General features: G+C 68.9%; 10 protein-coding genes. 6 read left to right on the top strand and 4 right to left on the bottom strand.

Features of this window, described 5'->3' with window-relative positions:
* Positions 1 to 14: 14 nt before the first annotated feature.
* The 3 genes from NP4_RS25605 to NP4_RS25595 all read left to right on the top strand — a co-directional run bounded on the left by NP4_RS25605 (position 15) and on the right by NP4_RS25595 (position 3,977).
* Positions 15 to 749, top strand: a complete 735-nt coding sequence (locus NP4_RS25605) for a 2OG-Fe(II) oxygenase (protein WP_068002806.1) — start codon at positions 15 to 17, stop codon at positions 747 to 749.
* Complete coding sequence (locus NP4_RS25600) at positions 736 to 1,473, top strand: SDR family NAD(P)-dependent oxidoreductase (protein ID WP_245998421.1); 738 nt, start codon at positions 736 to 738, stop codon at positions 1,471 to 1,473. Before NP4_RS25605 ends, NP4_RS25600 begins: the two co-directional genes overlap by 14 nt.
* A gap of 131 nt (positions 1,474 to 1,604) precedes the next feature.
* Complete coding sequence (locus NP4_RS25595; RefSeq protein ID WP_068002800.1) at positions 1,605 to 3,977, top strand: lysylphosphatidylglycerol synthase transmembrane domain-containing protein; 2,373 nt, start codon at positions 1,605 to 1,607, stop codon at positions 3,975 to 3,977.
* Here NP4_RS25595 and NP4_RS25590 read toward each other — a convergent pair.
* Positions 3,974 to 4,591 carry a cysteine hydrolase family protein gene (locus NP4_RS25590; RefSeq protein ID WP_068002917.1) on the bottom strand — a complete coding sequence of 206 codons (618 nt, stop codon included), beginning with the start codon at positions 4,589 to 4,591 and terminating at the stop codon, positions 3,974 to 3,976. The two genes, NP4_RS25595 and NP4_RS25590, sit on opposite strands and share 4 nt — an antisense overlap.
* 32 nt (positions 4,592 to 4,623) lie before the next feature.
* Entirely contained in the window at positions 4,624 to 6,186 is a 1,563-nt protein-coding gene (fadD5, locus tag NP4_RS25585) for a fatty-acid--CoA ligase FadD5 (RefSeq protein WP_068002794.1), read from the bottom strand.
* Between the two features lie 280 nt (positions 6,187 to 6,466).
* Between fadD5 and NP4_RS25580 the strand changes: the two genes are divergently transcribed.
* Positions 6,467 to 7,441, top strand: coding sequence for an NAD(P)H-dependent flavin oxidoreductase (locus tag NP4_RS25580; protein ID WP_068002791.1), 975 nt, complete (start codon positions 6,467 to 6,469; stop codon positions 7,439 to 7,441).
* Positions 7,442 to 7,493: 52 nt separating this feature from the next.
* Positions 7,494 to 8,321 (top strand): GNAT family N-acetyltransferase, encoded by an 828-nt coding sequence (locus NP4_RS25575; protein WP_082876222.1) that lies wholly within the window; start codon positions 7,494 to 7,496, stop codon positions 8,319 to 8,321.
* On the opposite strand, the gene NP4_RS25570 is transcribed toward NP4_RS25575, so the two are convergent.
* Positions 8,311 to 9,135, bottom strand: a complete 825-nt coding sequence (locus NP4_RS25570; protein WP_068002785.1) for an EamA family transporter — start codon at positions 9,133 to 9,135, stop codon at positions 8,311 to 8,313. The genes NP4_RS25575 and NP4_RS25570 overlap by 11 nt on opposite strands.
* A 238-nt stretch (positions 9,136 to 9,373) precedes the next feature.
* Positions 9,374 to 10,312, bottom strand: a complete 939-nt coding sequence (locus tag NP4_RS25565) for an MBL fold metallo-hydrolase (RefSeq protein WP_245998419.1) — start codon at positions 10,310 to 10,312, stop codon at positions 9,374 to 9,376.
* A 149-nt stretch (positions 10,313 to 10,461) separates the two neighbouring features.
* Between NP4_RS25565 and NP4_RS25560 the strand changes: the two genes are divergently transcribed.
* Positions 10,462 to 14,340 (top strand): SDR family NAD(P)-dependent oxidoreductase, encoded by a 3,879-nt coding sequence (locus NP4_RS25560; RefSeq protein ID WP_068002782.1) that lies wholly within the window; start codon positions 10,462 to 10,464, stop codon positions 14,338 to 14,340.
* The last annotated feature ends 151 nt before the right edge of the window (positions 14,341 to 14,491 follow it).

Genomic DNA, 14,491 nt, shown 5'->3' with positions numbered 1-14,491 from the left:
GGGAGGGAGTTGGCATGGAAACCGAGGGGTTGCCGGGGTGGTTCACCGATCTACTGGCCCATCGGCGATGGATCCGGCGGACTCGTCCCTTCCCCCACATCTACGTCCGCGATGTCTTCGTCCCGCAATTCCATCGGCTGCTGACCGAGCAGTTCGAGCGGGCGCACGCGGACAGCGCCACCGACGTACCGCTGACCGCACTGCCCGACGGTCCGCTGGCATTGTTCCTGTCGCGTCCCTGGCACGATCTGATCACCCGGGTGAGCGGGGTCGAGACCTGCGGTGATGTCGAGGTTTCGCTACATCGCCACGCCGCGAACAGCCCGCGTGGGCGGCCGCGTCACGATCTGTCGCCCGCCTGGTTCCCGGCGCGATCGCCCGCGCCCGGTGCGATCGGCCTGCCCGATCCCGCGATCGAACCCCGCACCGGCGCACGGCCGGACGGGATGGACGCCCGCGAGCTGGTGCGCGCGGTGGCGGTGCTGTTTTATCTCGGCAATCCGCCGTGGCGACCCGGCGACGGCGGAGAGACCGGGCTGTTCGCCGAGAGCGGCGGCCGGGATCCGCGTCCGGCGGTGATCGTTCCGCCGCTGAACAATTCGATGCTCGTCTTCGAATGCACCCCGCGGTCGTGGCACAGCTTCCTGGGCGCCAACGCCGCCGCGCGCACCAGCGTCGCGATGTGGCTGCATCAGCCGCGTGAACAGGCGGCGCGTCGCTGGGGAGGAGATCGCATTGCCGAATGGTGACCGACGGGTGTGCCTGCTGACCGGGGCGGGCGGAACGCTGGGCGACGCCTTCTGCCGGGCCTATCGCGACCGCTACGACATCGTGGCCGTATGCCGGACCCGGGTGCCGGCCGTGCCCTCGCAGGAGGAATGGTTCATCGATCCGCTCGCGCCGGATGAATCGTTGCCGGAGAACGACTTCCGGGTATTCGTGGTGCGCGCCGATCTGACCCGTGCCGGTGAGGCGGAACGGGTCGTGGATCTGGCGCTGGCCCGTTACGGCGCGGTGGATCTTCTGGTCAACGCCGCCGCGCACGCCCGAATGCTGCCGCGCGGGGTGGTCGACGGCGAGGCGGCGCTGGCGGAATTCGATCCGCATTTCGCGCTGAACGTCGGTGTGCCGCTGCGGCTGGCGACCCGGCTGGCCCAGCGCTGCTGGCTGCACGCCGACCGCGACAATCGCGAGCGCAATCGCAATATCGTGAACATATCCAGCGTCTCGGGCTCGCGGGTGTATCAGGGTGGGCAGGCGATCTACTCCGCCTCCAAGGCCGCACTGGACCAGCTGACCCGGCATCTGGCCGCCGAATTCGCCGAATTCGGGGTGCGGGTGAACGCGGTCGCGCCCAATTCCTTTCCGGATTCGGTACCCACCGAACAGGTGGCGGCGGCGATCGCCGAACTCGACGCGGGACCACGGACCGGCGCGGTGTACGGCGTCGGAGCGATCGAGCAGCCGGGGTGAGGGCATCTACCACGCGCGGCGCACGGCCGCGACGGCGTGTTGCCGTCGGGGCGCTCGAGGCACTCCTGCATACTCACACCCGAGCCGACCCCGGGACCGACGCCGCTCCCTCGATCCGAAAGCGATACGACATGCGAGTCGACGGACGGGAAATTCCCGTCTCCGGCAGCCTGCTGCAGCCGAGGATCCGGCGCACCAGCGATATTCTGCGCGTGGTGCTGTCGGCCCTGCTGGTCGCGCTGGTCGTCGCGGGCTCGCTGATCACCCGGCCGCGCTGGGAGGCGCTGGAGAAATCGGTCTCCGGCATTCTCGTGATCCTCACCCCCGAGCAGTCCAATATCGTCTATCTGCTCTACAGCACCGCGATCTGCGCCCTGCCCTTCGCGATCCTCGTCCGCCTGATCTTCCGGTGGCAGTGGAAACTGCTCGCCGGTTATCTGGCCGCGGGACTGCTCGCGGTACTGGGACTTTCGATCACCGGCACCGGAATCTCCGCACCGCAATGGCATCTGGCGGTGCCCAAACAGCTCGACACCTTCCTGTCGCAATTCCTCGACGATCCGCGGTGGATCGCCATGCTGACCGCGATGCTCACCGTCGCCAGTCCCTGGCTGCCCGCCTCCTGGCGGCGCTGGTGGTGGGCGCTGCTGGGCGCGTTCGTGCCGCTGCATCTGTTCGTGAGTTTGGTGGTGCCCTCGCGGGCGATGTTCGGACTGGCCATGGGCTGGCTGGTCGGCGCGGTGATCGTGCTGCTGGTCGGCACGCCCGCACTGGAGGTGCCGCTGGACGCCGCGGTGCGGGTGCTGGCCGTACGCGGTTATACGGTCACCGGTTTCACCGTGATCCGCCCGGCCGGACCGGGTCCGCTGCTGCTGTCGGCCGAGGCCGGACCGCACCATCAGCTGGTCGTGGAGATGTACGGCCAGAATCAACGCAGTTGGGGCATGCTGCGACAGTTGCGGCGCTGGTTGACCTTCCGCAGCAGTGAGCGGCCCGCGGCCTTCGCCTCCATGCGCCGCGCGGTGGAACATCGCGCGCTGATGGGTATCGCCATCGGCGATCTGGGCCTGGCGAGCAATAAACCGCTCACCGTCGCCGCGCTCGATCGCGGATGGACCCTCTACGCGCACACCAAACCCCGCGGCTCGGCGCTATCGACCACCGACAACGAGGTGGTGCTCGCCAATGTCTTCCGGGCCCTGCAGAACATGCACCGCTCCCAGATCTCACACGGCGATCTGCACGCCGAGGAGATTCGCGTCGCCGACGGGCGAATCCTGTTCGGCGGGTTCATGTGGGCCGAATTCGGGGCCTACGAATCGCGCTTCTCCACCGATATCGCGCAGCTGCTGCTGACCGCCGGCGCGCTGTTCGGCGCGGAGACCGCGGTGCGCACGGCTATCGCGGTCCTGGGCGAGCAGTCGGTGCTCAATGCCTCGCGACGCCTGACGAAATCGGCCATGTCCTCCTCGGTGCGCAAGTCCGTGCCCGACGCGGGCGCGCTGATGAAGGCGGTGCGCGCGGAGGTGCTGCATCAGACCGACGCCGATCGCATCGAATCCGCGCGCATCACCCGCTTCTCGCGCAATCAGATCATTCAGCTGGTGCTGCTGATCGGCCTGGTCTACGTGGCCTATCCCTATATCAGCCAGGTGCCGACCTTCATCACCGAACTGCGCACGGCCAATTGGTGGTGGGGTCTGCTCGGGCTCGCGGTATCGGTGGGCACCTATCTGGGCGCGGCCATGGCGCTGTGGGGCTGCACCTCCGAGGCCGTGAACTTCCCCCGGCTGCTGCTGGCCCAGGTGGCCAACACCTTCGCCGCCACCACCACGCCCGCGGGCGTCGGCGGTCTCGCGTTGAATGTGCGCTTCCTGCAGCGGAACGGGCTCGGCGCGGTGCGCGCCACCGCGGCGGTCGCGCTGCAGCAGGCGGTGCAGGTGATCACCCACGTGGTGCTGCTGGTGTTCTTCAGTGTGGCCGCGGGCGTTTCGACGAATCTCGCGCATATCGTCCCCAGCGCCACCGTGCTGTATCTGGTGGCCGGTGCGCTGCTGGGCCTGCTGGGCGTGGCCATGTTCGTACCGCAGGTACGGCGCTGGCTGCGCACCGAGGTGCGCCCCCAGCTGGCCGAGGTCGTGAACGAACTGCGATCGCTGGGCCGCAGCCCGAGTCGACTGGCCATGATCGTGGGCGGCTGCGCGGCCATCACGCTCGGCGCGGCCGGGGCGCTGTGGGCCAGTATCGAGGCCTTCGGCGGCAGTACGACATTCGTGACGGTCACCGTGGTCACCATGATCGGCGGCACGCTCGCCTCGGCGGCGCCGACACCCGGCGGCGTCGGCGCCGTGGAGGCCGCGCTGATCGGTGGTCTGGCCGCCTTCGGCGTGCCCGCGGCCATCGGCGTGCCCGCGGTTCTGCTCTATCGCGTGCTGACCTGCTGGCTGCCGGTGTTCTGCGGCTGGTGGATCATGCGCTGGCTCACCCGCAACGATCTGATCTAGGGCCGCACCGCACCCGGTTCGGGCAGGACCTGCTCGACGGAAACGCTACCGGCGGTGGCCAATTCGAGATTCGCCAGCGAGGCGATATGCGCCTCGACGGTCGCGGCCGTGACGCAGTCGGCGACGACATGGACGACGAAGCCGAGATCGGTGGCGTGGCGGGCGGTCTGCTCGACGGTGAGATTGGTCGCCACGCCGGTGATGAGCAGCGTGGTCACCCCGCGCGCGGCCAGCCAGCCCGCCAGCGCGTTACCGGCCAGGCCGGACAGTTTCTGATTGTCGAATACCGCGCCGACGGTGATCTGATCGCGCATCTCCGGAATGATCTGCGCGCCCGGCGCCTCCGGCCGGAATTCGGTCTGCGCCGCGGCCACCGACCGCATGAAACCGGTGTTGCGCACCAGCTCTCCCTCGCCCACCGGCACGGTGAACCGGGTGAACAGCACCGGAATCCCCGCCGCCAGGGCGGCCTGATGGAACCCCCGGGCGCGCTCGATCACCCCGCTGGCCTCGACGGGTCCGGCAAGCATTGGCCCGAAGAACCCCTCCGGCTTGACGATATTGACCTGCCAATGCAGGGCCAGGACGGCGGTACGGGCGTGATCGAGCAACATGAATTCCATACTGCCCGATCGATCGCGACCGCCTAGTCCGAATACTCCTTGCGCAGTTGGACTTTCACAACCTTGCCGCTGGCGTTGCGGGGCAGTTCGGCGACGACGACCAAATCCTTGGGGTGTTTGTAGCGGGCCAGATTCTCGTTCAGATACGGTTCGAGCTCGGCGAGGGTGAGTTCGGCGTCGGGATCGACCAGCGCGACGACCGCCACCGGTACCTCGCCCCACTTCTCGTGCGCACGCCCGATGACCGCGGCCTCGCGAATTCCGGGATGGCCGAACAGCACGTTCTCGACCTCGGCGCAGTAGATGTTCTCACCGCCGGAGATGATCATGTCCTTCTTGCGGTCCACCACCCAGACGAAACCCTCCTCGTCCTGGCGCACCAGATCTCCGGAGTGGAACCAGCCGCCCGCGAACGCGTCGGCCGTGGCCTGAGGTTTGTTCCAGTAGCCCTGCATGAGAGTCGGTCCGCGATAGACGATCTCGCCGATCTCGCCGGGGGCCACATCGTTCATCTCGTCGTCGACGATGCGCGTCTGGATGGTCGGGATGGGCCTACCGACCGAGCCGAGTTTGCGCAGCGCGTCGCGCCCCTCGAGCACGCAGGTGATCGGCGACATCTCGGTCTGGCCGAAGACCGCGACATTCTCCGCGTCCGGAAAACAGTCGGCCATGGCCCGCAGCACGGTGTCCGAGGCGGGCGCGGCGCCCCAACTGAGTACGCGCAGCGCCAGTTTGCGCTGTTTGACGGTCGGCTCATCGCAGATCAGCTGCCACTGCGCGGGTACGCAGAACGCCGAGGTCGCCTGTTCCGCCTCGACCGCGTCGAGGAATTCGGTGGCGTCGAACGCGCCGAGCGGATGCAGTACGGTTTTGCAGCCGAGCAGGAATGCCGGTGCGAGACTGCCCAATCCGGCGATGTGGAACAGCGGTGAGGTGCAGAAGCCGATCGCGTCCGGGGTCAGATTCAGTGCCCGCAGGCAGGTCAGGGCCTGGGCGTACATATTGCCGTGCGACAGCACCGCACCCTTGGGGCTACCGGTGGTGCCCGAGGTGTACATGATCAGGCACGGCGTGTCCTCCGGAATGTCCAGTGGCGCCGGGGTTTCGCCGTCCTCGGCCAGGGCGTCGTCGTAACCGAGCGTCTGCTCGTCGCTGCTCGCGCCGATCACGACGCAGAGCCCGAGCGCCGGGGACTGTGCGAGCGCGCCGAGCGCCAGCGGCCGCAGCGCGGTGTCGGTGACGATCGCCTTCGCGCCGGAGTCGGCGACGATATAGGCCAGCTCGGGCGGGGTCAGCCGGAAGTTCACCGGGACCGCGATCGCGCCGAGCGCGTTGATGCCGAAGACGGCCTCGAGATATTCGGTGTGGTTCAGCGCGAGGATGAGCACCCGATCGCCGAATCCGACCCCGCGCCGAGCGAGCGCGGCGGCGAAGCGCAGCGAGCGCTCGTGCAGTTGCCGCCAGGTGGTGTCGCGCCCGCGGAACCGCACGGCCACCGCGTCGGGACGCATGAGCGCATGGGTGGCCAGCTGATTGTTCCAGTGGTTGCGCCGCGACCGAATCGGTTCGTCGAGCACCTGCGTCATCTGAACTCCTCTCGAACGCAGGTGAGAATATCAACTAACTTTTCACCGTGACAAGGGTTACAGAGAAGGATTGGGCAAATTCTTCTCATTTGATCATTTCGCAGCTCAGGTCCACTTACGGGAGCGTAGGGGAATCGCTATCGATCCGACCGATTTACGCCATGGTTGAAGCGATCAGCAAACTGTGACTTACATGGAGGTTGTCGCCGCGGAGACCGCCGTGCCACTATCGACGGCAACGAGGCGCAGGCGCGTCCGCGCAGGCAGGAGGACAACACAGATGTTGCGGACCAGGTTCACCGAACTGTTCGGGGTCGAGCATCCGATCGTGCAGGGCGGCATGATGTGGGTCGGTCGGGCCGAGCTGGTCGCGGCCGTCGCCAATGCGGGCGGCCTGGGCTTCATCACCGCCCTCACCCAGCCCACCCCCGACGATCTGCGCCGCGAGATCGAGCGCGCCCGCGAGCTGACCGATAAGCCGTTCGGCGTGAACGTCACCATCCTGCCGTCGATCAATCCGCCGCCGTACGAGGAGTACGTCCGGGCGATCATCGAGTCCGGCGTGAAGATCGTCGAGACCGCGGGCAGCAACCCGGAGCCCTTCCTTCCTTATTACAAGGAGGCCGGGATCAAGGTGCTGCACAAGTGCACCAGCGTCCGGCACGCGCTCAAGGCGCAGAAGATCGGCGTCGACGGCGTGAGCATCGACGGCTTCGAATGCGCCGGTCACCCGGGCGAGGACGATGTGCCCGGCCTGATCCTGATCCCCGCGGCCGCCAAGGCGCTGACCATCCCGATCATCGCCTCCGGCGGTATCGCCGACGCGCGCGGCCTGGTCGCGGCGCTGGCGCTGGGCGCGGACGGGGTGAATATGGGAACCCGCTTCATGTGCACCCAGGAGTCGGCGATCCACCAGAAGGTCAAGGAACAGATCGTCGCCCATTCCGAGCGCGACACCCAGCTGATCTTCCGCACCCTGCACAACACCGCGCGGGTGGCCAACAACGAGATCAGCCGCAAGGTCGTCGAGATCGAGCGGGCCGGCGGCGCCACCTTCGACGATGTGCGCGATCTGGTCGCGGGCGCGCGCGGCCGCCGGGTGTTCGAGGAGGGCGATCTGGATGCGGGCATCTGGAGCGCCGGGCAGGTCCAGGGCCTGATCGACGACATTCCGACCTGCGCGGAACTGATCTCGCGCATGGTCTCCGAGGCCGAGGCGCTGATCAACCAGCGGCTCGCCTCGTTCGTGGCCTGAACATACGGAATTCGCTGGACAGGGCCGATATAACTGCCTTGTGACCGAATCGCTGTTCTGCGGTACCGAGTTGGCCGCGCGGATCGAGCGCGCCGAGGCGGAGCTGATCACCTCGAGCGCCGCGCGGGCCCGCGACAGCCGGCCCGGCGACGGCGGTTTCGTGCGGCCGATCGCCGGTGGCGCGGCCTGTTACGGCGGGCCCGGCTCACCACTGAACAAGGTGGTGGGCCTGGGTTTCGGCGAGTCGGTCTCGTTCGCGGAGCTGGACGAGATCGAACAGACCTATGCCGCACGGCAATCGCCCGTACAGGTCGAACTGGCTCATCTCGGCGATCCCGGCCTGGCCACCCTGCTCACCGAGCGGGGCTATCGGCTGGCCTGGTTCGAGAACATCCTGGGCCGGACCATCGAATCCGGCTACACCCGAGAAGCCGCGCCCGATATCGAGATTCGGCTCAGCGGCGACGAGGAGTTCGACACCTGGCTCGACGCGGTGGTCGACGGTTTCGCACATCCGGACGAGCAGGGTATGGCCTCCCCGGAGGAGTTCACGCGCGAGGTGCTCGCCACGGTCATGCGGGATATGACCGAGGCGAGCGGCGTGCTCCGCTATCTCGCCCGGCGCGGCGGAGCGGCGGCCGGTGGCGCGAGTATGCGGACCTGCGACGGCATCGCCCAGCTCACCGGCGCCGCGACCGTGCCAGCACATCGCCGCCACGGCGTGCAGACCGCGCTGCTGTCGGCGCGTTTGGCCGATGCGGCGCGGGCGGATTGCGAACTGGCCGTGATCACCACGATGCCCGGCTCCAAATCCCAGCAGAACGCCCAGCGCAGCGGTTTCCAGTTGCTCTACACCCGGGCCGTGCTCGTCAAAGCATGACCGCGATACCGGCGAATACCGCACAGGTCGCCAAAACCCGTGCGGCGCCGAAACTTTCCTTGAACCAGATGGTGCCGATCAGCGCGCCGATGATGATGCTGGTCTCGCGCAGCGCCGCGACATCGGCCAGCGCGCCGCGGGTCTGGGCCCACAGCACCAGCCCGTAGGCGAGTACGGCCATCGCGCCGCCGAGCAGGCCGATATGCCAGATCGGGCGGCTGCGCACCCACATCCCGCGGCCCCGCACCACGGTGGCGAACGCGACGATGGTGACCTGTTCGAGCAGCATCAACCAGCCGATGTAGCCGAGCGTGCTCTCGGCCCGCCGCACACCGACGCCATCGATGGTCGTGTACGCGGCGATCATCAGTCCGGTGCCGACCGCGGCCGCGATCGTGGCCGGGCGGCTCGGGTTTTCGCGATATCCCCAGAACACCAGGGAGGCCAGGCCCGCCGAGATCAGCAGCACGCCGCAGAGTTGGCGGGCGCTGGGCGTCTCACCGATCAGCGTGGCCGCGAGCACGGTGACCACGAGCGGGGAGGTGCCCCGGGCCAGCGGATAGGTCTGACTCAGATCGCCGAGCCGGTAGGAGGTCATCAGCAGCGCGTTGTAGGCCAGATGCACCACCACCGACGCGATCAGATACGGCCACGCGGCCGCGGCGGGCGGATCGGCCAGGAATACCAGCGGGGTGACGCAGATCAGTCCGCCCAGACTGATGATCGCGACCGAGGTGGTCTTATCGGGAATCCAGTGCGCGATCGCGTTCCAGCTCGCGTGCAGCAATGCGGCCAACAGTGTCGCGACGATCATCGAAAACTCCTCGAGGACATGCCGATAGAAGTCCTCGAGGCTTTTATCCCGTCAGATGTCGACGCCTCCGGGTGGCTACCGGATCCGCCGTGGTGTAGCTCGGTCCAGTCCGCCCGGATCTGGTTGTTTTGGGGACCCGGCTCATGGGAGCCGGGCGCGACCCGGGCGCGGAACCCTATACACAATCCACGTACCGAACCCGACAGTAGTCGCGAGTCGTGGGACCCGCCAGTCGGTTTCAGGCCCGCGAGGCGACCGCGGCGAAGTCGTGGCTGGCGATGACCTCGATACCGTCCGGCAGGGCGTGCAGGCGCTGAATGGTTTCGAAGGCGCGATCGCGATCGGCGTCGAACAGCTGCCCCGGCAGCGGCGCCTTCTCGCGAACGAGCCGAATCTGCAGCGTGTTCCAGACCGAATCGCCCGCCAGCAACACCCGAGTGCCGTCGTCGACCGCGAGCAGCACGCCGACGCTGCCGGGGGTGTGCCCGGCCAGATCCACCAGCACCACCGCGCCGTCGCCGAAGACGTCGTGGCTGCGCGGGAAGGTGAGCACCGGCGGGCCGTCGAGCTCCACATGGCCGATCGCGCGGTCGCGCAGCGGGGCGCGCACGACGCCGTAGGGCGCCTCCGCTCCGGTCATCGCCCATTCGTATTCGATTGCCGGAACGCGCAATTCGAGCGAATCCGGCAATTCGAGCAGGCCGGACACATGATCCCAGTGCAGATGGGTGGCCAGCGCGAAATCGATGTCCTCGCCGGTCAGATCGCGAGCCGCGAGCGCGTCGGCCAGGCCCAGCACCGGTTTCTTCGGCGCGACCAGCACGCGCACCGGCAGCGGCATACCCGGCAGCACCCGATCGTGCACGCCCGCGCACAGCGCCGGATCTACCAGGAATCGGGCCTGCGGATGTTCGACCAGGAAGGCGCCCATGGCCATCCGGGTCTCGCCCAGGCTGCGCGCGCCCTCGGCGATGATCGTGGTGGGTGCGGACAGGCGGCCCTGCATCAGCGCGGTGAAACGAACGGTATTGCGCGCCTGCGGAATCGCGGCGACCGTCAGGTCCGCCAGAAATGTCCGATCCGGTTGGCGGGGACGCAATAGCTTGGCGGGTGTGGCGGCGAGCGCGGCACAGCAGCGGGCGAGGGTGATCAGCGTGCCGGGCCGTCCATCGGTCACGTCTGTCCGTTTCGATGACACAGCGCAACCGTAGGGCATCCACCGGCACACCGAAAGGACTTCTCCGCGGGGCGCGGACTCGGCATAATCGCTGGGGGTTACCCGACTGTCGGCGCTTGTCGCCGGAGGCAGCGAGGGAGAACGCAGCGATGATCGAGCCCGCGCCAGCGCCGCCGGTATCGATCATCGGCATCGGCTGCCGGATGCCCGGCGTGGCGGGGGTGCGGCGACTCTGGGGGATGTTGCTCGAGGGTGGGTCGGCCGCTCTGCTGGAGTCCGAATTCGATCACGACTGGTTCGGGATCGATCCGGATACCGCCGCGGCGATGGATCCGCGCGAACGGCTCAGCCTGACCGTGGCGATCGAGGCCCTCGACGATGCCGGAATCGGCTATCGCGCCCGCGGCTCGCCCGCCGCGGTACTCGTCGGGGCGGGCGGGTCGAACATGATCGCCAATCGGGTGTCGCAGGTGCTGGATCTGCGCGGCCCGAGTCTCGTACTGGACAGCGCCGGTTCGTCGTCGCTGGCCGCGGTCGACCTGGCCGTGCGCCTGCTGTCCGACGGGACGGTGCCGTGGGCGCTCGTCGGCGGGGTCGACGCGCATGCGGGCACGGTCGTGGTGCTGCAGCGCACCGCCGACGCGCGGCGGGAGGGGAACCGAGTGTATGCCGAAATACTCGGCACCGCAGTCGGTTCGGACGGTCGATCGGAACGGGACGGGTCGGCGCGACGACGGGTGATCCGCACGGCCTGGGAGCGGGCGGGGCTCGATCCGCATGCGGCAGGTTACTTCGAATGTCACGGCGGCGCGGCGACTTCCGGCGATTCGGTGGAGATCGACGCCCTCGCCGCAGTGCTGCGGTCCGGCGGCGCGCCCGCGGCGAAGATCTGGGTGGGATCGGTGACGGCCGATCTCGGACCGCTCGACGCGGCGGCGGGCGTGACCGGGCTGGCCAAGGCGGCGCTGTGCATTCAGCGGGGAATCATCGCGCCTGCCAGCATTTTTCGGCAGCGCAGCGCGGCGTTGCGACTCGACGAGCGAGGGCTGCGGGCGCCGACGGAGCCGATCGGCTGGCAGGAGATCGCGACGGCGCGGCGGGTAGCCGGGATCGGTTCGGTCGGGGTCGGCGGCACCACCGCGCACGCGGTGCTGCGCGGTGCGACCGAGGAGCCGGATCGCGGCGGGGATCCGCCGGTGGTGATCGCGCTGAGTGGGGCCGATGAGGGCAGGGTGCGCGAGTTGGCCGGGGTATGGGCGGATGCGCTGCTGGCGGAGCATCCGCCACTGCGCGACTTCTCCTCGGCGGCAGGGCGTTTGCTGCCGGAGCGGGTGCGGGCGGCCGTTGTCGCGAACAACCACGCCGTCGCTGTGGCGCGGCTGCGGGGGCTCGCGCGCGGTCATATGAGCGACGGGGATCGGCGGGTGGTGTTCGGGCCCGAGGCCACGCGGCGCGATGGTGGTGTGCTGCTGCTGTTTCCGGGACGCGGGGGTGAGCACGCGCGGATGGGACGGGCGCTGGCGGCTCGGTATCCGGTCTTCGCGCGGGCGGTGGCCGAGGCCACCGATGCGGTGGTGCGAGCGGGTGGGCCGCGGGTATGGACGCCGCGGCACGGATTCGACACGCGGGCGCAGGCGATATTCGTCTTTCAGCTGGCGATGGCGGAGTTGGTGCGGGCCTTCGGAATTCGAGCCGACGGAGTGATCGGAACCGGCGCCGGTGAGATCGCGGCGGCGGTGGTGAGCGAGGCGATTTCGCTGCGGGACGGGGCGCGGCTGGCGGTGGCGCGGGCGGAATTCGAGCGGGGGCGGCTGCGGGCGGTGTTGTTGGAGACCACTCTCGATGAGGTCGGGCGGCTGGTGGAGCCGATGCGCGGGGAGGTCGTTGTCGCGGCGGTGCACGGGCCGGATGCGGTGGTGATCGCGGGTCCGACGCGGCGGTTGGATGCGGTGGTGCGGCGGGCGCGGCGGCGGGGTGTGGTCGCGCGGGCCGTCTCCGATGATCTCGTGTCGATCGGCACGGTTGATGTTTCGCCGCTGGACGGGTGGGGATCCGCTGAGCCGCGGGTGCCCATGTATTCGACGACGCGGCGGGGCGAGGTGATCGGCGAGGCGGGGCCCGGGGTGGCGTACTGGGTCGAGAATGCCGGTGGTCCGGTGCATTTGGATGCGGCACTGGAGGCCGCCGCGGCGGACGGTATGACCACCGTCCTGGAGATGGCTCCGGATGCGGTGCTGTCCGAGGTGGTGCGCGAGTATCCGGACTTTCGGGATTCGGCGTTCGCCATGGCCGGGCGGGAGGATGAGGCGGCGGCGTTTCTGGGTGGAGTCGCACGGTTGTATCTCGAAGGGCGGGGAGTGGATTGGGCGGCGCAGGGGGCGTTTTCGGGTCAGATCTGTGAACGGTATTGGCGTAAGCCGGATTTCGACGCGGAAGCGCGATCGGATTCGGATTTCGAGACCGCGGGTCGTTCTCCATCGGCCGGTGATGCTGTCGAATGGCATTCTGGTGCAACGGCTTACGGCCCCACGGTGGCCACCGCGCTCGACTGGGCGGAGTCGGTGTTGCGGACCGAGAACTGGATTCGGGTCGAGCCGCCGCTCGGTGAGTCCGTGCTGCCGAACCGGGCGCTGGTCATCGGCGAGTCGCCATTGGCCGTCGGGCTCACGCGGGTGCTGGATCGCAGACTTCCCACGCAGCGGGTGGCGCGTGAATTCGACGGCGTACTGGCGCGATTGCGGGAACCGACCGCGGTGGTGGTCATCTGGTCCGGCCGCGACGAGGATCCGGCGACGGCGGTGGCGCGGGCCGTCGACCTGCTGACCCGGCTGCGGGAGTGTCCGGCGGTGGTGGCGTCGACGGTGGTCCTGCGCGACCATGCCGATCTCGCCCAGAACGGCGTCGCCGGGGTGGTCCGGGCCCTGCGGCGGGCTGCGACGCCGCACCGACTGCTGTGGTCCCCCGGCGACGACGCGCGGTCCGTCGCCGCGGCAGTGCTCACTTACGATGCGGCCGAAGAACTCTCGATCGACGGATCCATCCTCACCGCCCGCCGCTTCCGGCCCGTACCCGCTACCGCGCAGCCCCGGACGATCTCGCCGGACGGCACCTACGTGGTGACCGGCGGCCTCGGCACACTGGGCGCGGTGGCGGCCCGCTGGCTGCTGCACGCGGGCGCCCGCGACGTGGTCGTCCTCACCCGCACGCCGCGCCCACTCCCCCCACTGCTGGACGGCCTCGACGACCGAATCGTGGTGGCCCGCTGCGACGTCGCCGATCGAGCCGACCTGGCCAGCGCACTCGAAGACATCCGCGCATGCGGTTCCACCATCCGCGGCCTCATCCACGCCGCGGGCGCGGGAGCCACCACGGCCCCCTTCCTCCCCCACCTGTTCGCCCCCACGGTACGAGCCGCCACCGACCTCCTCACCCTGACCACAGCCGACCCCATCGACTTCACCCTCCTGTTCACCACCACCTCCGACGACATTCCCCGATCCGCCATAACCGCCACCCTCGACACCCTCGCCCGCGCCCACCCCCGCACCACCACAATCACCTGGGGCGCTTGGCAATCCGCCCCCTCCCCCGACACCACACCCCTCGACGCTGCCCGAGCCACCGCCATCCTCACCCAATCCCTGACCCACCAATCCCCCACCCTCCTGGCCCTCGACCCAACCCCTCCACCTCGCTCCGCTCGGCGAAGGGATAGTGGGGACCCGCCCACTCGACAAGGAAACGGGTCGATCACGCCCACCCGCCGACGGGGCGAAGCGACCAGGCCCGCTGGAAGAGAAAACGATGCGCTCCCACCCCCTCAGCGATGGGTCAGCGCAACCTCATCTGCTCGGCAAGAGGGGGAGGGGACTTCGGGCACTCGGCTAGGGGGTGAGGCGATCGCTTCTACTCGGCATGGGGACGGGGCGATCACGGCCGCTCGGCCTGGGGGTGAGGCGATTTCGGACGGCGGGGGTGGGGGAGGGGTGGGTTCGTCGGGTGGGGGGTTGGGGTGGGTGGGTTCATAGGATGGGGGTATGGGTAGGGCGGCAGAGGGTGAAGTCGGGTCGGCTCGTGGGGTTTTCGCTGATCGGCTGGGGGAGCTGTTCGTGGCGGCGGGGAAGCCTACGTTGGAGCAGGTTGTTCGGGGGACTTCGGAGCGGATGCGGGGGGCTCGGG

This window comes from Nocardia pseudobrasiliensis NBRC 108224, from assembly GCF_001613105.1.
Classification (GTDB): Bacteria; Actinomycetota; Actinomycetes; order Mycobacteriales; family Mycobacteriaceae; genus Nocardia; species Nocardia pseudobrasiliensis.
This window is presented reverse-complemented; position numbering and strand designations above follow the sequence as displayed.

What these genes read in the sequence shown, in the direction of transcription:
- NP4_RS25605 (WP_068002806.1), top strand. Translation starts at nt 15, where the DNA reads ATGGAAACCGAGGGGTTGCCGGGGTGGTTCACCGATCTACTGGCCCAT.
- NP4_RS25595 (WP_068002800.1), top strand. Translation starts at nt 1,605, where the DNA reads ATGCGAGTCGACGGACGGGAAATTCCCGTCTCCGGCAGCCTGCTGCAG.
- NP4_RS25590 (WP_068002917.1), bottom strand. Translation starts at nt 4,591, where the DNA reads ATGTTGCTCGATCACGCCCGTACCGCCGTCCTGGCCCTGCATTGGCAG.
- fadD5 (WP_068002794.1), bottom strand. Translation starts at nt 6,186, where the DNA reads ATGACGCAGGTGCTCGACGAACCGATTCGGTCGCGGCGCAACCACTGG.
- NP4_RS25580 (WP_068002791.1), top strand. Translation starts at nt 6,467, where the DNA reads ATGTTGCGGACCAGGTTCACCGAACTGTTCGGGGTCGAGCATCCGATC.
- NP4_RS25570 (WP_068002785.1), bottom strand. Translation starts at nt 9,135, where the DNA reads ATGATCGTCGCGACACTGTTGGCCGCATTGCTGCACGCGAGCTGGAAC.
- NP4_RS25560 (WP_068002782.1), top strand. Translation starts at nt 10,462, where the DNA reads ATGATCGAGCCCGCGCCAGCGCCGCCGGTATCGATCATCGGCATCGGC.